Source organism: Amycolatopsis sp. PS_44_ISF1, assembly GCF_032335455.1.
GTDB lineage: Bacteria > Actinomycetota > Actinomycetes > Mycobacteriales > Pseudonocardiaceae > Amycolatopsis.
On the sequence record NZ_JANUXO010000001.1, the window covers coordinates 615,033 to 634,108 of the forward strand.

The 19,076-nt window shown below is 71.4% G+C and carries 17 protein-coding genes and 3 tRNA genes; 12 read left to right on the top strand and 8 right to left on the bottom strand.

The genetic code is table 11. The features are described 5' to 3' along the window. From NYF13_RS02620 to NYF13_RS02645, 6 genes are all read right to left on the bottom strand, one after another. Window positions 1–399: a MaoC family dehydratase gene (locus NYF13_RS02620; protein WP_315653877.1), complete on the bottom strand. Its 399-nt coding sequence runs from the start codon at window positions 397–399 to the stop codon at window positions 1–3. Further along, window positions 396–845 (bottom strand): MaoC family dehydratase N-terminal domain-containing protein, encoded by a 450-nt coding sequence (locus tag NYF13_RS02625; protein ID WP_315653878.1) that lies wholly within the window; start codon window positions 843–845, stop codon window positions 396–398. Before NYF13_RS02625 ends, NYF13_RS02620 begins: the two co-directional genes overlap by 4 nt. 136 nt (window positions 846–981) lie before the next feature. Further along, window positions 982–1,146, bottom strand: a complete 165-nt coding sequence (gene rpmG, locus NYF13_RS02630; protein WP_020668467.1) for a 50S ribosomal protein L33 — start codon at window positions 1,144–1,146, stop codon at window positions 982–984. Between the two features lie 52 nt (window positions 1,147–1,198). Next, window positions 1,199–1,271: transfer RNA gene (locus NYF13_RS02635), tRNA-Met, on the bottom strand. Between the two features lie 132 nt (window positions 1,272–1,403). Further along, a tRNA-Thr gene (locus tag NYF13_RS02640) sits at window positions 1,404–1,476 on the bottom strand. Between the two features lie 77 nt (window positions 1,477–1,553). Next, entirely contained in the window at window positions 1,554–4,181 is a 2,628-nt protein-coding gene (locus NYF13_RS02645; RefSeq protein ID WP_315653879.1) for an EAL domain-containing protein, read from the bottom strand. A gap of 266 nt (window positions 4,182–4,447) precedes the next feature. On the opposite strand from NYF13_RS02645, the gene NYF13_RS02650 reads away from it, so the two are divergent. The 4 genes from NYF13_RS02650 to lon all read left to right on the top strand — a co-directional run bounded on the left by NYF13_RS02650 (window position 4,448) and on the right by lon (window position 9,759). Continuing rightward, window positions 4,448–5,386 (top strand): GNAT family N-acetyltransferase, encoded by a 939-nt coding sequence (locus NYF13_RS02650; protein ID WP_315653880.1) that lies wholly within the window; start codon window positions 4,448–4,450, stop codon window positions 5,384–5,386. 96 nt (window positions 5,387–5,482) lie between these two features. Continuing rightward, window positions 5,483–6,337: an SAM-dependent methyltransferase gene (locus NYF13_RS02655; protein WP_315653881.1), complete on the top strand. Its 855-nt coding sequence runs from the start codon at window positions 5,483–5,485 to the stop codon at window positions 6,335–6,337. After that, a complete protein-coding gene (locus NYF13_RS02660; protein ID WP_315653882.1) occupies window positions 6,334–7,173 on the top strand; it encodes an SAM-dependent methyltransferase in 840 nt (279 codons plus the stop codon). The genes NYF13_RS02655 and NYF13_RS02660 overlap by 4 nt, the downstream gene beginning before the upstream one ends. 138 nt (window positions 7,174–7,311) lie before the next feature. Beyond that, window positions 7,312–9,759: an endopeptidase La gene (gene lon / locus NYF13_RS02665; RefSeq protein WP_315653883.1), complete on the top strand. Its 2,448-nt coding sequence runs from the start codon at window positions 7,312–7,314 to the stop codon at window positions 9,757–9,759. 229 nt (window positions 9,760–9,988) lie between these two features. Here lon and NYF13_RS02670 read toward each other — a convergent pair. Further along, window positions 9,989–10,070, bottom strand: a tRNA-Tyr gene (locus tag NYF13_RS02670). Window positions 10,071–10,199: 129 nt separating this feature from the next. Between NYF13_RS02670 and NYF13_RS02675 the strand changes: the two genes are divergently transcribed. From NYF13_RS02675 to rfbA, 3 genes are all read left to right on the top strand, one after another. Next, entirely contained in the window at window positions 10,200–10,691 is a 492-nt protein-coding gene (locus NYF13_RS02675) for a YajQ family cyclic di-GMP-binding protein (protein ID WP_315653884.1), read from the top strand. A gap of 261 nt (window positions 10,692–10,952) precedes the next feature. Beyond that, window positions 10,953–12,104, top strand: a complete 1,152-nt coding sequence (locus NYF13_RS02680; RefSeq protein WP_315653885.1) for a sialidase family protein — start codon at window positions 10,953–10,955, stop codon at window positions 12,102–12,104. A gap of 75 nt (window positions 12,105–12,179) precedes the next feature. After that, complete coding sequence (rfbA, locus tag NYF13_RS02685; RefSeq protein ID WP_315653886.1) at window positions 12,180–13,061, top strand: glucose-1-phosphate thymidylyltransferase RfbA; 882 nt, start codon at window positions 12,180–12,182, stop codon at window positions 13,059–13,061. Window positions 13,062–13,089: 28 nt separating this feature from the next. Here rfbA and htpX read toward each other — a convergent pair whose 3' ends face one another. Next, entirely contained in the window at window positions 13,090–13,953 is an 864-nt protein-coding gene (htpX, locus tag NYF13_RS02690) for a zinc metalloprotease HtpX (protein ID WP_315653887.1), read from the bottom strand. A 133-nt stretch (window positions 13,954–14,086) separates the two neighbouring features. Between htpX and NYF13_RS02695 the strand changes: the two genes are divergently transcribed. The 5 genes from NYF13_RS02695 (at window position 14,087) to NYF13_RS02715 (ending at window position 19,070) form a co-directional block, all read left to right on the top strand. Beyond that, window positions 14,087–15,091, top strand: coding sequence for a YncE family protein (locus tag NYF13_RS02695; protein ID WP_315653888.1), 1,005 nt, complete (start codon window positions 14,087–14,089; stop codon window positions 15,089–15,091). 40 nt (window positions 15,092–15,131) lie between these two features. Further along, window positions 15,132–16,007, top strand: a complete 876-nt coding sequence (locus NYF13_RS02700) for an LLM class F420-dependent oxidoreductase (protein WP_315653889.1) — start codon at window positions 15,132–15,134, stop codon at window positions 16,005–16,007. Window positions 16,008–16,396: 389 nt separating this feature from the next. Then, complete coding sequence (locus NYF13_RS02705; protein WP_315653890.1) at window positions 16,397–17,632, top strand: class I SAM-dependent methyltransferase; 1,236 nt, start codon at window positions 16,397–16,399, stop codon at window positions 17,630–17,632. Next, on the top strand, window positions 17,629–18,426 hold the full coding sequence (locus tag NYF13_RS02710; RefSeq protein ID WP_315653891.1) for a sugar phosphate nucleotidyltransferase: 798 nt from the start codon (window positions 17,629–17,631) through the stop codon (window positions 18,424–18,426). Before NYF13_RS02705 ends, NYF13_RS02710 begins: the two co-directional genes overlap by 4 nt. Then, the gene (locus tag NYF13_RS02715; protein ID WP_315653892.1) at window positions 18,423–19,070 is read left to right on the top strand and encodes a PIG-L family deacetylase; all 648 of its coding nucleotides are present in this window, start codon (window positions 18,423–18,425) and stop codon (window positions 19,068–19,070) included. The genes NYF13_RS02710 and NYF13_RS02715 overlap by 4 nt, the downstream gene beginning before the upstream one ends. Window positions 19,071–19,076: the final 6 nt, after the last annotated feature.

A 19,076-nucleotide genomic window follows, 5' to 3' on the forward strand; every position in this document is an offset into this window, starting at 1 on the left:
TCAGGCGCGCACGAGCACCTGGGGCTTGCCCAGCACGGTCTTCCCGTCGAACTTGACCACGAGGTCGAGGCGCGCGATGCCGTCCTCGGAGATCGCGCCGACCTTGCCGCTCAGCTCGACCAGCGCACCCTCGGCGTCATCCGGGACGATCACGGGGCGGGTGAAGCGGGCGCTGAAGTCCACCAGCCGGCCCGGGTCGCCGAGCCAGTCCGTGGCCACGCGCCCGGCCAGGGCCATGGTGAGCATGCCGTGGGCGATCACGTCCGGGAGGCCGACCTCGGTGGCGAAGCGCTGGTTCCAGTGGATCGGGTTGAAGTCCAGGGAAGCGCCCGCGTAGCGGACGAGCTGGTCCCGGGTGACCCGGACCTCGAGCGGGGGCAGTTCGTCGCCGACGTTCACCCCTCCGCCCCCCGCACCACGAGCTGGGCCTGCGTGGTGCAGACCAGCTCGCCTCCGGCGTCGGTGATCTCCGAGCGCAGGTTGATGAAGTCGTTGCCGGCGCGGGTCATGATCGTGTCGATGTGCGCCGTGATCTCCAGCACGTCACCCGCGTGCACCGGGCGCTCGTAGCTGAAGCGCTGGTCGCCGTGGACCATCCGCGAGTAGTCGAGGCCGAGCTCGGGGTCGGCGACGATCCCGTTGATCTTCGGCAGGTTGAGGATGGTGATGAAGGTCGGGGGCGCGATCACGTCCGGGTGGCCGGCCGCGCGGGCCGTCTCGGGGTCGCGGTAGAACGGGCTGTCGTCACCGATCGCGTCGGCGAACTCCCGGATCTTCTCCCGGCTCACTTCGTACTTGCTGGCGGGCGGGTAGCTCCGCCCGGCGAACGACTGGTCCAAAGGCACCCGGTGAGGCTAGCCGACGGGGTTGCGGGCCGGTGCGTGGTGCGTGGTGCGCGGCGGCGGCCCGGCCCCGGACCGCAAGAAGCCGCCCCAGGACACCCTGGGACGGCTTCTTCGAGCTGGGAGAACCGCGCTCGCGTCAGCGGGTCTCTTTGTGAGTCCGGTGCGTACCGCAGTTCGGGCAGAACTTCTTCATCTCCAGGCGATCCGGGTCGTTGCGCCGGTTCTTCTTGGTGATGTAGTTGCGGTGCTTGCACTCCTCGCACGCCAGCGTGATCTTGGGTCGCACGTCGGTGGCAGCCACAGCATTTCCTTCTCTCTGAGTTCCGGGGACAGCAGCCCCCAGGGTTACCGCGTAGCGGTGGCCGGACTTGAACCGGCGACACAGCGATTATGAGCCGCTTGCTCTGCCAACTGAGCTACACCGCCAAGGTGACGACCACCACCCACCGGGGTCCAGGGGGCGGGCCCCCTGGCGGGGGTCTGGGGGTTCGACCCCCAGCGGACGCCGCGAAGCGAGCTAGGCTTGCGCTTCACGCAAGCATAGCCCGCCTACTTGCGAGCCCCTTTACGGAATCGAACCGTAGACCTTCTCCTTACCATGGAGACGCTCTGCCGACTGAGCTAAAGGGGCCTGCCTCGTTGAGGCCTAGAGAAGATTACAAGGCACCGCACCCGGCCGTGCAACCGGGGTCGGTTAGCGGGAAAACCTCAGGTCAGCAGGGTCAGCACGGTCTCGGAGTGCCGGCCCGGCGAACGCGCCGTGCGGGCCTGCAGCCAGGCCTCCAGGCGGTCCTCGGGCAGCGGGCGGGAGATCAGGTAGCCCTGGGCCACGTCACAGCCCATCGCCTCCAGCTGATCGCGGGCGACGTCCTCTTCGACGCCCTCGGCGACCACCGTCAGCCCGAGGGAGTGACCCAGCTCGACGATCGAGCGCACCACGGCCAGGTCGCCGAGGTCGGTGCCCATGCCGAGCACGAAGCTCTTGTCGATCTTCACCTGGTCCACCGGTAGCTGACGCAGGTAGGCCAGCGAGGAGTACCCCGTGCCGAAGTCGTCCACGGCCAGCTCGATGCCCAGCGAGTGCAGCTCGCGCAGGATCGGCAGCGCCTTCTGCGGGTCGGACATCACGCCGGACTCGGTCAGCTCGAAGGTGAGCAGCTCCGGCGGGATGGCGAAGCGCTCCAGCTCGCGCTGGACCTTCGCCGGGAACTCCTCGTCGGCCAGGTTCCGCACGGACAGGTTCACCGCCGCGGAGATGCGCAGGCCCTCGTCGAGCCACTTGCGCACGCGCTTGAGCGACTCCTCCAGCACGAACGAGGTCAGCACCCCGATCAGCCCGGCCGCCTCGATGGCGGGCACGAACTCGTCCGGGCCGAGCCGGCCGAACTCCGGGTGCACCCAGCGCACCAGTGCCTCGACGCCCTGCACCTGGCGGTTGGGCAGCGAGATCTTCGGCTGGTAGTGCACGGACACGTGCCCGTCCTCCAGCGACTGCCGGAACTGCGTGACGAGCTGGAAGCGGCGCAGGAAGATCTGGCCCATGCTCGGGGCGTAGCCGCGGACCTCCTCACCGCCCCGGGCGGCGCGGACGGCGACGTCGGCGCGCTGCAGCAGCCCGTCCACGTCGACCTGCTCGCCGGTCTCCCCCGAGGTCGTGGCGGCGTAGCCGATCATCGCGTTCGCCTCGACCGAGAGGCGGTCGACCGGGTACGGCGCGGACAGCTGCGAGCGCAGCCGCTCGGCCGCGGCGTGCGCGTGCTCCGGCTTGCAGCCGACCAGCAGGGCGGCGAACGAAGCGCCCTCCAGCCGGGCGAGCGGGACGTCCGGGCCCAGCGCGTCGCGGATCCGGCGGCCGGCCGCGTTCACCATCCGGTCCGCCCAGGAGTAGCCGAGGGCGTCGCTGACCGTGGAGAAGACGTCGAGGTCGATGCGCAGCACCACGGCGTCGGCGGAGTCGCGCAAGGGCTCCTTCGCGATCTGCTGGAAGCCAGGCCGATTCAGGTGGCCGGTGAGCGGGTCGTGGTACGCGTCGTGGCGCAGCGTGGCGAGCAGCCGCCGGTTGTCCAGCGAGGTCGCGAGGTGGCTGGCCATGGTGCCGAGCAGTTGCACGTCGTACTTGCCGAAGCCCCGCCAGCGCGACAGCCGGTCGTGCGCCTCGACGACGCCGAGCAGCTGGTTGCCGGTGCGCAGCGGCACCACCAGTGCCTCCTGCGCGCCGCGGTCGAGCAGCGCGGACCGCACGTCGGGGTTGGCCTCGGTGATGCGGAAGTGGCGGACGTGGGCGCCGGGCAGCCGCAGCAGCGGGTCGTCGGCGACCGGGTCCGGGACCGGCAGCTCGTCGCCGGCCACGACCACGCGCATGGCGTCCGTCGATTCCAGCCGCAGCCGCAGCACCACCCGCCCGGCGGCGAGCTGGTCCTTGATCCGCTCGGCGATGGTGGCCCACTCGCGCAAGTCGGTCCCGCCGACCAGCTCGTCGGCCCGGCCGGCCGGGCGCGCGGCGGCCTGCTGGCCCGAGCGCGCGACCATCAGGCTCACGTCGGACAGCGCTTCCATGTCCCGCTGCTCGCGCAACAGGTCGGAGTAGGCCCAGTACAGCGCGGTCAGGCCGAGGAACACGGCCAGCACCAGCGGCCAGGCCTTCGGGGTGCTCGAGATGACCAGGTAGCCGGACAGCCCGACCGACGCGTTCACGAAGCCGACCACCAGGATGCGGCCGGTCAGCCGGATCGCCGTGCTCACCCGCATCCGGCGGCGCAGCACGCGCACGGCGGCGAGCGCCAGCAGCGTGCTGACCAGCGGCGCGGTCAGCGTGCCGGCCAGCGCGGCGACCCACGGCATGGTCTCGCTGCCGAGGGCCTGCTTGACCAGCCCGGCCACGGCGAAGGCGCCGGTGATCTCGAGCAGGAACGCGCCCGCGTTGTAGAGCACGCGCCCGGCCACCTTGCGGGCCAGCAGCGTGCCGATGCCCGCGACCAGGTGCGCGGCCAGCACGACCTCGAACGGAGCCACGAAGAAACCGATTACCAGCGGGATTTCGGTGAACGAGATGGTCCACGAGATGCCGCTGCGCACGTCGACGTTGATGCCGAGCTGCTCGGCCAGCAGGAAGGCGAGCGCGAGCACCGGGCCGATCCACCAGAGCTTGGCCGAGCCGTGGAACGGCAGCCAGGTGCCGACCGCGAACGCGGCCACGAGCCCGAGGGTCAGCACGGCGAAGGTGTAGACGCGGAACCGGCGCTCGTCCGTGCGGGCCTCGGTCACGGGTGCGGTGCCGGCGCCGCCCCGGCCCGGCTTCGCCCCGGCGGCGGTAGCGGGGGCGTTCGTGTCCGGCATCCGACCTTCTTCCCCGGCTGCCCAACCGGTCGCGCTCGAAATCAGTGACGTCAGGTGTGGACGAGGGCAACACCGTACCCCGTAGGGCGTACCCGCGTCCCTTTCGAGACAGTAGGAGATCACCCCAGGGTTAACAATGGGGTTGTGCCGCTGACCTGCGTGGACCAAGGGGTGAAACGCTCCGCTCGGCTCGGCTCCGGCCCCGCCGGGCGCTGCGGCACCGGTTCAGGGGGTCCCGCCGGACCGGGCAGGACGACAATGGGGTCATGCACAACGACGTGACTGCCACCGGGCACGCGGCGCGGATCGCCACGGTGGACGCCCTGCTCCCCGCCCCACTCCCGTTCGAGGTCAGCGGGGACACCACCCTGCTGTCGGCCCGGGCCGGCGCGACCGGCGCGGCCGGACTGGCCACCCACACCGAGCTGGGCGCGGACAGCCCCCAGTCCGTTTGGCGGGCGTTGTCCGAGCACCGGCTCGAAGTCCAGCTCTCCGGACCCGAGCCCGGGGCCGCCCTGGACGCCCTGCTCACTCGATGGGATGAACACCTGCGCACCCTCGCCCGCCCGGGGGACCCCGAATGCGCAGCGGTGCTCTCCCGGCCCAGCCGCGACACCGCCGGCACCGCCGAACTCCTGCACCACGGCTTCGCCCCGACCGGCGTCATCGCGGTCCGCCCGGCCCAGCGCCTGGCCGCTCCCGGCCCGGTCGCGACGCCCGGCGTCTGCATCCGCCACGCCACCCCGGACGACCTGGACACCGCCGTCGGCCTGATGCTGGAGCTGCAGCGCTACGACGCGCAGTTCGGCCGGGTCACGGTGCGCCCCGGCGCCGGGGAAGTGGTGTCGAAGGAGCTGCTGCGCCAGCTGGAGCGGCCGGAGCCGCAGGTCTGGATCGCCGAGCTGTACGGACGGCCGCTGGGCATGGCCGTGCTTCAGATGCCGGACGAGACCTCGTGGATCAAGCACCGCGTGGCCGCCCAGCGCATCGGGTACCTCTCCTCACTGGCCGTGGCCGAGGCCGCGCGTTCGGCCGGTGTCGGCACCGCGCTGGCCGCGCACGCGCACCAGGTCTTCGACGAGGCCGGCGCCGACGTCGTCCTCCTGCACCACGCGCTGGCCAACCCGCGCTCGACGCCGTTCTGGTACGCCCAGGGTTACCGTCCACTGTGGACGGGCTGGCAGCGGCGGCCCGCGGTCCGCTGACCGCGGCCCGGTCGTTTCCGAAAGCGATGGCCGGCTGACCGCGGCGGCTCCCCTGGCTAGGCTGGCCGCACTGGCCGGAAGAGGGGAGCCGTCGACGTGACCGAGCAGCCGGATGCCGCTCCACGAGCGCCGGAGGGCGTGGACACCGAGAAGCCGTCCGCGGCACGGATCTACGACTGGTACCTCGGGGGCAAGCAGAACTGGGCCGTCGACCGCGAGTTCGGCCGGAAGGCCGAGCAGCAGTGGTCGCTGGTCAAGCCGGGGGCGAGGCAGAACCGCGAGTTCATGAACCGGGTGGTGCGGGCGGCGCTGGAAGCCGGGATCCGGCAGTTCGTCGACCTCGGCTCCGGGGTGCCGACCGCGGGCAACGTGCACGAGGTGATCGAGGAGGAGCTGGGCGAGGAGGACCACGCGACCGTGGTCTACGTCGACTACGAGCCGGTCGCCGTCGCGCACGCCACGCTGATCCTCGAAGAGGCCGCGGCCACCGACTGGGCCGGCATCGTGCAGGCCGACATGCGCCGGCCCCGGACGGTGCTGCGCGACGCCCGCACCCGCGAGCTGATCGACTTCGACCGGCCGGTCTGCCTGATGATGATGGCGGTGCTGCACTTCGTCGGCCCGGACGACGACCCCGAGGGCATGGTCGGGGCCTACCGCGACGCGCTCGTGCCCGGTAGCTGGCTCGCCATCTCGCAGATGAGCGAGGGGGACGGCCGCGGACCGGCGCTGGAGGGGCTGCGCTGGCTGGTCGAGCAGTACCGCAAGACCAGCAACCCGATGTGGGTGCGCGACCGCGAGGAGATCGAGCCGCTGTTCGGCGGCTGGCCGTTGCTCGAACCGGGCATCACCCATCTGCCGGACTGGCGCCCCGAGCGGGAGCTGAACGCGGTCGAGGCGCAGGCCCGGCCGTTCGCCTGGTGCGGGGTGGCGGAGAAGCCCCCGGCATGACCGCGGACGAGGTCCCGCCCGGGGTCGACGTCGAGAAGCCCTCCGCCGCGCGGGTCTACGACTGGTACCTGGGCGGCTCGCAGAACTGGGCCGTCGACCGCGAGTTCGGCCGGCGGGCGGAGCGGGTGTGGCCGCTGATCCGGCCGATCTCGCGGCAGAACCGGGCGTTCATGAACCGGGTGGTGCGCGCGGCGCTCGAAGCCGGGATCCGGCAGTTCGTCGACCTCGGCTCCGGGGTGCCGACCGCGGGCAACGTGCACGAGATCGTCCGCGACCGGTGGACCGCCCCGGACCGGCGGCCCGCCGTGGTCTACGTGGACTACGAGGCCGTGGCCGCCGCGCACTCCACCCTCATCCTGGAGCGCGAGGGGGCCACGGACTGGGCCGGGCTGGTCCGGCGCGACATCCGCGAGCCGGAGGCGGTGTTCGCCGACGAGACCACCCGGCGGCTGATCGACTGGTCGCAGCCGGTCTGCCTGCTGATGATCACCGTGCTGCACTTCATCGGCCCGGCCGACGAACCCGACGCGCTGATGGCCGCCTACCGGGAAAAGCTCGCGCCGGGGTCCTGGCTGGCCGTGACCCACGGCACCTGCACCGAGGACGCGCCACCCGAGCGCGCCGCGGGAGTCCGCCGTTTCGTCGACGCCTACCGCGACACCTCGAACCCGGCGTACCTCCGCTCGGCCGAAGAGATCCGGCCGTGGTTCGGCGGCTGGCCCCTGCTGGAGCCGGGGATGACGGCGCTGCCGGACTGGCGGCCGTCGAGCCCGGTCTCGCCGCTGGAAGCCGAGACCCGGCCGTTCGCCTGGTGCGCGGTGGCCCGGCGGCCCTGAGCCACCTGCGGGCCCTCGGTCCGTGAGGCAGGCACCTGAACCGGGCTTTCCCGATCGCTCCCAGCGAACACTCTTCTGGAAACAAACCAGCCCGGCGGAGAGTTGAGCACAGCAGACTCAACTACCCGAGGAGTGCTCATGTCCGACCCCCGCCTCCTGCCCGTGCTCCCGCTCGATGACGACGTCGTGCTGCCGGGAATGGTGGTCCCGCTCGACCTGACCGACGCCGAGACGCGGGCCGCGGTGGAGTCCGCCCAGGCCAAGACGCCGGCGCCGGCGTCCTTCCCCGGCATCCGTTCCGGCGCCGCCGGTAAGGCCGAGGTCCTGATCGTGCCGCGCGTGCACGGCGAATACGCCGAGCTCGGCACGGTCGCGACCGTCGAGCGCGTGGGCCGGGTCCCCGGCGGCAAGGCCGCCGTGCTGCTGCGCGGCACCGGCCGCGCGGTCGTCGGCCGCATCGCCGACGGTCCCGGCGCGGCCCGCTGGGTCCACGCCGACGACGTGGCCGAGACCACCGACGACCGTTCCGCCCCGCTCGCCGCCGAATACAAGGCCGTGGTCATCTCCGTGCTCCAGCAGCGCGGCGGCTGGCAGATGATCGACGCGGTCCAGCAGATCGAGGAGCCGTCCGCGGTCGCCGACCTGTCCGGCAACGCGCCGTACCTGAACACCGACCAGAAGATCGAGCTGCTGAACGCGCTCGACGTCAGCGCCCGCCTGGAGAAGGCCCTGGAATGGTCTCGGGCCCACCTGGCCGAGCTGGAGGTCTCCGACACCATCCGCAAGGACGTCGCCGACGGCATGGAGAAGCAGCAGAAGGAGTTCCTGCTGCGTCGCCAGCTCGAAGCGATCCGCAAGGAGCTGGGCGAACTCGACGGCACCGCCGAGGACGACGACTACCGCGCCCGCGTCGAGGCGGCCGAGCTGCCCGGCAACGTGAAGAAGGCCGCGCTGGCCGAGGTCGACAAGCTGGAGCGCACCTCCGACCAGTCGCCCGAGGGCGGCTGGATCCGCACCTGGCTCGACACGGTGCTCGACCTGCCGTGGAATTCCCGGACGACCGACAATTTCGACATCGCCGCCGCGCGCGCCGTGCTGGACGCGGACCACGCGGGGCTGGACGACGTCAAGGAACGCATCATCGAGTACCTGGCCGTGCGCAAACGCCGCGCGGAGTCCGGTCGCGGGCCGGTCGGCGGACGGGAGGGGACTGCGACGGCGCAGCACGCCGCCGAGGGCGGCGGGCGCGGGGCCGGCACGGTGCTCGCGCTCGCCGGTCCGCCCGGGGTCGGCAAGACCTCGCTGGGCGAGTCCATCGCCCGGGCCATGGGCCGCAAGTTCGTCCGGGTCGCGCTCGGCGGGGTCCGGGACGAGGCGGAGATCCGCGGTCACCGGCGCACCTACGTCGGCGCGCTGCCGGGCCGGCTCGTGCGGGCGATCAAGGAGGCCGGCTCGATGAACCCGGTCGTGCTGCTCGACGAGATCGACAAGGTCGGCGCCGACTACCGCGGCGACCCGACGGCCGCCCTGCTGGAGGTGCTGGACCCGGAGCAGAACCGCACGTTCCGCGACCACTACCTCGAGGTCGAGCTGGACCTGTCCGACGTGGTGTTCCTGGCCACGGCCAACGCGCTGGAGACCATCCCCGGACCGCTGCTGGACCGGATGGAGCTGGTCACCCTCGACGGCTACACCGAGGTCGAGAAGGTCACCATCGCGCGGGACCACCTGCTGCCGCGTGAGCTGGAGCGCGCCGGCATCGAACCGGGCGACGTGGTGCTGACCGACGAGGCGTACAGCCGGATCGCCACCGAGTACACCCGCGAAGCGGGCGTGCGCGACGTGAACCGGACCATCGCGAAGGTGCTGCGCAAGATCGCGACGAAGGTGGCGCTCGACGAGCTGGCCCTGCCGGTCACCCTGGACGCCGCCGATCTGGAGACCCACCTGGGCCGCCCGCGGCACGTGCCGGAGTCCTCGCTGCCGGCGTCGACGCAGCGCACGGCGTTGCCGGGGGTCGCGACGGGGCTCGCGGTGACCGGCGCGGGCGGTGACGTGCTCTACATCGAGGCTTCGCTGTCCGACCCGGAGACCGGGGCGACCGGCCTGCAGCTGACCGGCCAGCTGGGCGAGGTGATGAAGGAGTCGGTGCAGATCGCGCTGTCCTACCTGCGTTCGCACGGTGCCGAGCTGGAACTGCCGGTGGGTGATCTGAAGGACCGCGGCATCCACGTCCACGTCCCCGCGGGCGCGGTGCCGAAGGACGGCCCTTCGGCCGGCGTGACGATGACCACGGCGCTGGCGTCCCTGCTGTCGGGCCGCGTGGTCCGCGCCGACGTGGCCATGACCGGCGAGGTCTCCCTGACCGGCCGCGTCCTGCCGATCGGCGGCGTCAAGCAAAAGCTGCTGGCGGCCCACCGCGCGGGCCTGAAGACGGTGATCATCCCGCAGCGCAACGAACCCGACCTGGACGACGTCCCGGCCGAGGTGCTGTCCCAGCTGACCGTGCACACCGTGGCGAACGTCGGTGAGGTGCTGGAACTGGCACTGACCCCGGCCTCCACCGAGGTGCCCCAGGCAGCGTGAACGCGACGGGCGAGGCCCTCGTTCTGCGGAACGGGGGCCTCGGCCGTTTCCGGGAGGCTAACGTTCGAGGATGCACCACGTGCCATCCGCTGCGGGTGAGCGCGTCGGGGGTGCGGTGGGTCGAATGCATCGTCGGGTACACAACTGGTCCACAGTGGACCGCGTGCCCGGCGGCCGGAAACCGGATCGGCCCGGTGACCTGGTGGTCACCGGGCCGATCTGGCTGGTGTGGCGAGTGAGGGATTCGAACCCCCGAAGGCTGAGCCGTCTGATTTACAGTCAGATCCCTTTGGCCGCTCGGGCAACTCGCCATGGCCGGGTGAACCAGCCGTGGAGAAGGATACCCAACCGGTGCGGGGCGGGGTCAACCGGGATACCCGCGCTGCGGGCAGGGGCTAGGCTGGTGGCCCCTGACGAGCGAGTACGAGGTGTGAGAACACGTGGCGGATCCCTCTTTCGACGTGGTGAGCAAGGTCGATCGCCAGGAGGTGGACAACGCCCTGAACCAGGCGAGCAAGGAGCTCGGCACCCGGTTCGACTTCCGGGGCACGGGCACCACCATCGGCTGGGCCGGTGAGGAGGCCGTCACCTTCGAGTCGGAGACCGAGGAGCGGGCGCTCGCGGCGATCGAGGTGTTCCGGGAGAAGCTGATCAAGCGCGGCATCTCGCTGAAGGCCTTCGAGGCCGACGAGCCCGCCCTCTCCGGCAAGATGTACAAGGTCGGCGGCAAGATCCTCCAGGGCATCGCCTCCGACAAGGCCAAGCAGATCGCGAAGTTCATCCGCGACGAGGGCCCGAAGGGCGTCCAGGCCCAGATCCAGGGCGACCAGCTCCGGGTGTCCGGCAAGAAGAAGGACCAGCTGCAGGAAGTGATCGCCCTGCTCAAGGGCGAGGACTTCGAGATCGCGCTGCAGTTCACGAACTACCGCTGACCCGGCCGCGGGCATCCGGTGACGGGTGCCCGCGCAGCAGCCCGGTGCGGAATTCCGGGGCACCGTCACCGCGGCTGGGGCAGCTCGCGGGTGTCGCGCCGATCGGTGTCGACCGCGACGTCGGCCGGGCGGCGGCGCGACGGCGGCCGTCACCTCGGAAGAGTGGAATCTCGGTGGCGACCTGCGCGAACGTGACGCAGCGATCGAGTCCGCCGCCGGGTGCGTGGTGTAATCGCGCGGCCATCGTGAGAAAGGTTCAGGATGCGCCGTGCCTCGCCCTTGATCGCGTTCCTCACCTCGCTGGTGGTGGTCGCCGCGGGTCTCGCGCCGGCCTCCGCCGTGGTGGCCAAGCAGCCGCTGATCGAGGGCTACGGCTCGTACCCGCGGCTGGTGCGGGTGCAGTACTCGGCGTCCGGCCGCGGCCGCATCCTCGCGGCGCTGACCAGCCAGGACGACGGGGGCGAGTTCACCCCCGTCGTGGAGAGCACCGACGAGGGCGCGAGCTTCCACCGGATCGGCGCGATCCACGACCCCGACGGCGTCTTCGGCGAATGCTGCGGAACGCTCTACGAGCTGCCCCAGCGCGTCGGCGCGCTGGCCCCCGGGACGCTGCTCTGGGCGGCCAGCTACGGCCAGGACTCGGGCGCGCGGCGGCGCGTCGGCATCAAGGTCTGGGCCAGCCGCGACGGCGGGCACACCTGGGCCTACCTCGCCGAGGCCGCCCTCTCGCACAACCACGACGGCGTCTGGGAGCCGGAGTTCACCGTGGACGCGGGCGGCACGCTCTGGCTGCACTACGCCGACGAGACCCAGGCCCCGGAGTACGCGCAAGTGCTCAACCGGGTCGCGAGCACCGACGGCGTCACCTGGGGCACCAAGCAGCTCACCCTGGCCATCCCGCCGGACCGGGTGCGCCCCGGCATGCCGATCATCCGGCGGCTGCCCGACGGCCGGTACTGGCTCAGCTACGAGATCTGCAACTACGGCGACCGCTACTGCGACCCGTACTTCAAGATCTCCCCCGACGGCGCGAACTGGGGCAGCCCGACCGATCCCGGAACCCGCGTCACCACCGCGAACGGCGACTACTTCCAGCACGCCCAGACCGTCACGCTCTTCCCCGGCGGCCCCCGCGGGGTGCGGCTGGTGATGGTCGGCCAGATCTACACCGACGCCGGGGGCACGCCGGTGTCCGCGAAGAACGGCCAGGTCCTGCTCGTGAACGACGAACTCGGCGCGGGCGACTGGTACGAGGTGCCCGCCCCCATCCTGATCACCGGCATCCGCAACGAGTTCTGCCCCAACTACTCGTCCACGCTGCTGCCGGTGGACGACGGGAAGGGCGTGCTGGAGGTCGCGACCGAGGACGACGACGGCTGCAAGGCGTACTTCGGCCGGGGGCCGATGCCCTGAGCCCCGCTGTACCCGCGTTCCAGCGCGTCACGGCACACTCTCTCGGTAAGGTGACGGACGAGGTGAGGAGCGGGCATGAAGGGGATCGTCCTGGCGGGGGGCAGCGGGACGCGTCTGCACCCGATCACCCAAGCCGTGTCGAAGCAGTTGCTCCCGGTCTACGACAAGCCGATGATCTACTACCCGATCTCGGTGCTGATGCTGGCCGGCATCCGGGAGATCCTGATCATCTCCACGCCGTCGGACCTGCCGAGCTTCCGGCGCCTGCTCGGCGACGGCAGCCAGTACGGGCTGTCCTTCTCCTTCGCCGAGCAGCCCAGCCCCAACGGGCTGGCCGAGGCGTTCGTGATCGGCGCGGACTTCGTCGGCGACGAACCGGTGGCCCTGGTCCTCGGCGACAACATCTTCTACGGCCAGGGCTTCTCCACCACGCTGAGCTGCGCGGCCACCAACCTCGACGGCTGCGTGCTGTTCGGCTACCAGGTGAAGGACCCCAAGCGCTACGGCGTCGGCGAGGTCGACGGGAACGGGCGCCTGCTGTCCATCGAGGAGAAGCCCGAGAACCCGCGCTCGAACAACGCGATCACCGGGCTGTACTTCTACGACAACGAAGTCCTCGACATCGCGCGCAACCTGAAACCGTCCAAGCGCGGCGAGCTCGAGATCACCGACGTCAACCTCACCTACCTGCGCCGCAACCGCGCGAACCTGATCGAGCTGAGCCGCGGCTTCGCCTGGCTCGACACCGGCACCCACGACTCCCTGCTGGAGGCCGGGCAGTTCGTGCAGGTCCTGGAGCACCGGACCGGCGTGCGGATCGCCTGCCTGGAGGAGATCGCGCTCCGCAAGGGGTTCATCACCCCGGACGAGTGCCACGCGCTGGGGGCGAAGCTGGCCAAGTCGGGTTACGGCGAGTACGTGATGGCGGTGGCGCGGTCGGCCGGGGCCACCGGCTGACCGGGGAACCGCCGGACCCCGCCGAGGCTCAGGAGCGGTTCCGGGCCATCTCCTCCAGCCGGCGGATCCGGTCCTCGATCGGCGGGTGGGTGGAGAACAGCTTCGACAGGCCCTCCCCCGGGCGGAAGGGGTTCGCGATCATCAGGTGCGACTGCGACACCACCGCAGGCTCCGGCATCAGCGGCGCGGCCCGGGTGCCGCGTTCCAGCTTCCGCAGGGCCGAGGCCAGCCCCAGTGGATCGCCGGTCAGCTCGGCGCCCGAGGCGTCCGCCTGGTACTCGCGGGAACGGCTGACTGCCAGCTTGACCACCGCCGCCGCGATCGGGCCGACCAGGACCAGCAGGAGGGAGGCCAAGGGGTTGCCCTCGCGGCTGTTGCCACCGCCGAAGCCGCCGAAGAACATCGCCACGTTGGCCAGGACCGTGATCACGCCGGCCAGCGCGCCGGCTACGCAGGAGATCAGGATGTCGCGGTTGTAGACGTGGGACAGCTCGTGGCCCAGTACCGCGCGCAGCTCGCGCTCGTCCAGCAGGTCGAGGATGCCCGTGGTGCAGCAGACGGCCGCGTGCTGGGGGCTGCGGCCGGTGGCGAAGGCGTTCGGCGCGATCGTCGGGCTGAGGTACAGCGCCGGCATCGGCCGGCGCGCCTGCGTCGCCAGCTCGCGCACGATCCGGTACATCGCGGGCTGCTCGACCTCCGAGACCGGCCGGGCGTGCATCGCGCGCAGGGCCATCTTGTCGGAGTTGAAGTAGGCGAAGCCGTTCACGCCCAGCGCCAGCAGCAGGCCGATGACCAGCGCGCCCCGGCCGAAGAACCCGCTGATCACGATGATGATCGCCGACAGCAGGCCGAGCAGCAGTGCCGTCTTCAACCCGTTCTGGTGCTTGTGCACGCGCCTGTCGCCTCCATCCGCTCTCCGGGCTGGTTTCCCACCGGAATCAACGCCATCGGGGGATCCGAAGTTCCTTCGCCCGATCGCCGTGCGGGTTAGGGTCGAGCTGATCATCCTCCGGCGGAGGTGGGCGATGCGAGGTCCGAAAGCAGCCGGCCGGCTGACCCGGCGCGGGCTGTTCGCGCTGGTCACGGCGGGTGCGGCCACGGCCGTGCTGGACCGGCCCGCGCGGGCGGTGCCGGACCGGCCCGCCCCGGCCGGGCAGGTGCGCGCGGTCGACGTCGGGGGCCGGCCCGCGGCCGTGGCGGTGAACCCGGTCACGGGGCTGGTCTACGTCGCCCTCCCGGCGTCCGGCTCGGTCGCCGTGCTCGACCCGGTCGGCGCGCGGGTGATCGCCGTGGTCCCGGTGGGCGGCGCGCCCGGCGACCTCGCCGTGGACCCGGTCACCGACCGGGTGTACGCGGCCAACCCGCCGGCCGGCACCGTGCTGGTGATCGACGCGCAGACCCACACCACGGTGAGCGTGATCGGCGCGGGCGCCGGGGCGTCCAGCGTGGCGGTGGACGCCTCGGCCAACCAGGTCTACGCGGTCAGCGGCAGCACCGGCACCCTGGCCGTGCTCGACGGGGTCAGCCTCTCCACGCAGGCCATCGTGCCCGCGCCGAAACCGGGGCTGGCCGGGATCGCGCTCGACCCCGGGCGGCGGATCGCCTACTGCACCAGCCCGGACACGAACTCGGTCGAGCTGTTCGACCTCGGCTCCGGGAAGTTCACCGCCAGCACCGGGGTCGGCCCCGCCCCCACCGGGATCGCCGTGCACGAGGCGAGCGGCACGGTGTTCGTGGCCAATTCGGCGATCCACAACATGTCCATTGTGGACCCGGTCACCCGGGTGCAGAGCAGGACCGTCCGGCTGGGCAGCGAACCCTCCTCGCTCGCCGTGCACCAGGGCACGGAAACCGTGTACACCAACGGCGGGCCGAACGGGCTCGGCCGCGTGGACGGGAAGGCCGGGGTGCTCAGCGGCGAGCTGAGCCTCGGCGTGAACCCCGGGGCCGTGGCCGTGGACCAGCGCACCCGCACCGTCTACGTGACCGATCCCTTGCACGGCACCGTTTCCATCGTCCGCGATTTCTGAGCCGGGCAGCTGGTGTCACTCCAGGTATACGGTTCGTGACATGAAACTTGGACTGCAGATCCCCGACTTCACCTGGGCCGGCGGGGCCCCGAAGCTCGGCGCCGACCTCGCCGCCGTGGCCCGCGCGGCCGACCAGGCCGGGTTCGAGTACCTCGCCGTGATGGACCACTTCTTCCAGATCGGCCCCGTCGGCCCGGTCGAGAACGACATGCTCGAGGCGTACACGACGCTGGGCTACCTGGCCGCGCACACCGAGCGCGCCAAGCTGCTCACCGTGGTCACCGGCGTGATCTACCGCCACCCCGGCCTGCTCGCCAAGGCCATCACCACGCTCGACGTGCTCTCCGGTGGCCGCGCGATCCTCGGCATCGGCGCGGGCTGGAACGAGCAGGAGTCCCGGGGCCTCGGCTTCCCGTTCCCCTCCACCAAGGAGCGGTTCGAGCTGCTGGAGGAGAACCTCCGGTACGTCCTGCAGATGTGGAGCGAGGGCGACGCGCCGTTCACCAGCGCGCACTTCGACGCCGAGCGGCTGATGAACGTGCCGCAGACGCTCCAGTCGCCGCACCCGCCGATCATGGTCGGCGGCGGCGGGGAGAAGAAGACGCTCCGCTTCGTCGCGAAGTACGGCGACGCGTGCAACCTGTTCAACTCCCCCGAGCTGGAGCACAAGCTCGACGTGCTCAAGCAGCACTGCGAGAACGAGGGCCGCGACTACGACGAGATCACCAAAACCGTCTACCACGTGCTGGACATCGGCCCGAAGGGCGAGAAGGCCGGTGAGCTGGTCGGCGAGCTGGAGCGGCTGCACGGGCTCGGGATTCACGCCGCGATCGGCGCCGCGCCGGGTGTGCCGGACCTGGGCCTGATCGAGAAGTTCGCCACGGACGTGATCCCGGCCGCGGAGAAGATCGCGTGAAGCCGGGGCCGCACCGGCGCGGCTGACCCAGCCGAACGGCCCGGCGGCACTCGGACCCGGCCGGCGCCGGCCGGGCCGGTTTCGGGTACCGGCCGGTGCTGCTCCCCTTCTCCCCGATCGAGCCGGGGCGCCGGAGCCTGCACCAGGATGAGCCCGCTCGACGGGCCACGGGCCCCCGGCGGGGAGAAGAAGGTCACTCGGGCCGCTGGGCGAGCCGCGCGTCCAGGCCGTCGCAAAGCACCGGCCCGGGGCTGGTTCGCGCCGCCGCGGGCCGGTTGACCAGGTCTCATTCAGAACACGGTGACCCACCCCCCGGCCGCTCGCTGTAACGACCATCCGCTGGTCCTCGACGTGTCTAGCACGCACTCCGCGAGCCGAGGAGCCCGTTGATGACCACATGCCGACTCTGCGGATCGACCGCTCTCGCGAGTGTCGTCGATCTCGGGGCGACCCCGCCCTGCGAGCGGTTCCTGACCGCGGACGAGCTGGCCGAGCCGGAGCCGACGTACCCGCTGCACCTGCGGGTCTGCACCGAGTGCTGGCTGGCGCAGATCCCGCCGCTGATCACCCCCGAGGACACCTTCACCGACTACGCGTACTTCTCCTCCTACTCCACCTCCTGGGTCGAGCACGCGCGGGCGTACGTGGGCGAATCGGTCGCGCGGCTGGGCCTCGGCCGGGATTCGCTGGTGGTCGAGGTGGCCAGCAACGACGGGTACCTGCTGCAACACGTTGTCGCGCAGGGGATCCCGTGCCTGGGCATCGAACCTTCGCGCAACGTCGGGCAGGCGGCGCGGGAAAAGGGCGTGCCGACCAAAACGGCCTTCCTCACCCCGGAGACGGCGCGCGAGGTCCGCGCCGAGCACGGCCCGGCGAACCTGGTGGCGGCCAACAACGTCTACGCGCACATCCCGGACGTCATCGGCTTCACCCGCGGCCTGCGCACACTGGTGGCCGACGACGGCTGGGTCAGCATCGAGGTGCAGCACCTGCTCACGCTGATCCAGGACAACCAGTACGACACGATCTACCACGAGCACTTCCAGTACTACACGGTCGAGTCCGCGCGCCGGGCCCTGGCCACCGGTGGACTGTCCGTTGTGGACGTCGAACGGCTGCCGACGCACGGCGGCTCGATCCGGCTGTGGGCCCGGCCCGCGGAGGTCGCGGGCGAGCCGAGCACCCGCGTGGCCGACCTGCTGGCCCGCGAGAAGGCCGCGGGGCTGCACGAGCTGTCCGGTTACGCCGAGTTCGCCGAGCGGGTCAAGCGGGTGCGCCTCGACCTGCTGGAATTCCTGGTCGAGGCGGCCAAGGCGGGCCAGACGGTGGTCGGCTACGGCGCGCCCGGCAAGGGCAACACGCTGCTGAACCACTGCGGCATCCGGCCCGACCTGCTGGCCTACACCGTGGACCGCAACCCGTACAAGCACGGCCGCTTCACCCCCGGCACCCGCGTGCCGGTGCTGGAGCCGGACCGCATCGCCGCCGACCGGCCCGACTACGTGCTCGTGCTGCCGTGGAACCTGCGGGCCGAGCTGACCGAGCAGTTGTCCTATGTAGACGAATGGGGCGGCCGGCTGGTGTTCCCGATCCCCCGTCTCGAGATCGTCGAGGTGAACTCGTGAAGGTGGTCCTGTTCTGCGGCGGGTACGGCATGCGGATGCGCAGCGGCGGGGCCTCCGACGTGCCCAAGCCGATGGCCATGGTGGGCCCGCGCCCGCTGATCTGGCACGTGATGCGCTACTACGCGCACTTCGGGCACACCGAGTTCATCCTGTGCCTGGGCTACGGCGCGCACCACATCAAGGAGTTCTTCCTCGACTACCAGGAGACGACGTCCAACGACTTCGTGCTCCGCGGCGGCCGGACCGAGCTGCTCTCGACCGACATCTCCGACTGGACCATCTCGTTCGTGCAGACCGGCATCGAATCCCCCATCGGCGAGCGCCTGCGCCGTGTGCGCGAGCACCTCCAAGGCGACGAGATGTTCCTGGCCAACTACGCCGACGTGCTCACCGACGCCCCGCTGGACCGGATGGTCGAGCGGTTCGAGCAGTCCGACGCCGGCGCGTCGATGATGGTGGTGCCGCCGCAGTCCTCGTTCCACTGCGTGGAGCTGGATGAAGGCGGCCGGATCGGTGCCATCACCCCGGTCAGCGAAATGCCGTTGTGGGAGAACGGCGGGTACTTCGTGCTGCGCCAGGACGTGTTCGACCACATCCCGGAGAACGGCGACCTGGTCGCCGACGGCTGTGGTGAGCTCGCGAAGCGCGGACGGCTGCTGGCGTACCCGTACCGCGGGTTCTGGAAGCCGACCGACACGGTGAAGGAGCGTTACGCGCTCGACGACGCGTACGCCCGCGGAGACCGGCCTTGGGCGCTGTGGGAACAAAAACAGCGGGACCGGGTGCGCGCGTGATCCGGCTGGCGGCGGAGCGGCTGGACAGCATCGTCGCGCTCGGCGCGCACTGCGACGACATCGCGATCGGCGCCGGCGGCACGCTCTTGTCGATCTGCGAACAGCGGCCCGGGCTCCGGGTCGACGCACTGGTGCTCTCCGGCGGCGGCACCGAGCGGGAGGCCGAGGAGCGGGCCGCGCTGGCCGCGTTCTGCCCCGGGGCCGACCTCGAGGTCACCGTGCTGAAGCTGCCCGACGGCCGGTTCCCGGCGCACTGGGACGAGGCCAAGAACGCGCTGGAGGAGCTGCGCGGGCGCACCGACCCCGGGCTGGTCCTCGCGCCGCGGACGGCCGACGCGCACCAGGACCACCGCGGTCTGGCCACGCTGGTGCCGACGGTCTGGCGCGGCCACCTGACGCTGGGCTACGAGATCGTCAAGTGGGACGGCGACCTGGGCCGGCTGCCGGCCTACCTGCCGCTGACCACCGAGCTGGCCGAGCGGAAGGTGCGGTTGCTGCAGGAGCACTACGCCTCCCAGCGCCACCGCCCCTGGTACGACCGCGAAGCCTTCCTCGGCCTCGCCCGGATCCGCGGGATCGAGTGCCAGGAGCGCTACGCGGAGGCGTTCGAACTGACCAAACTCGTTCTCGATCTGAGGGGCTGAGAAGAC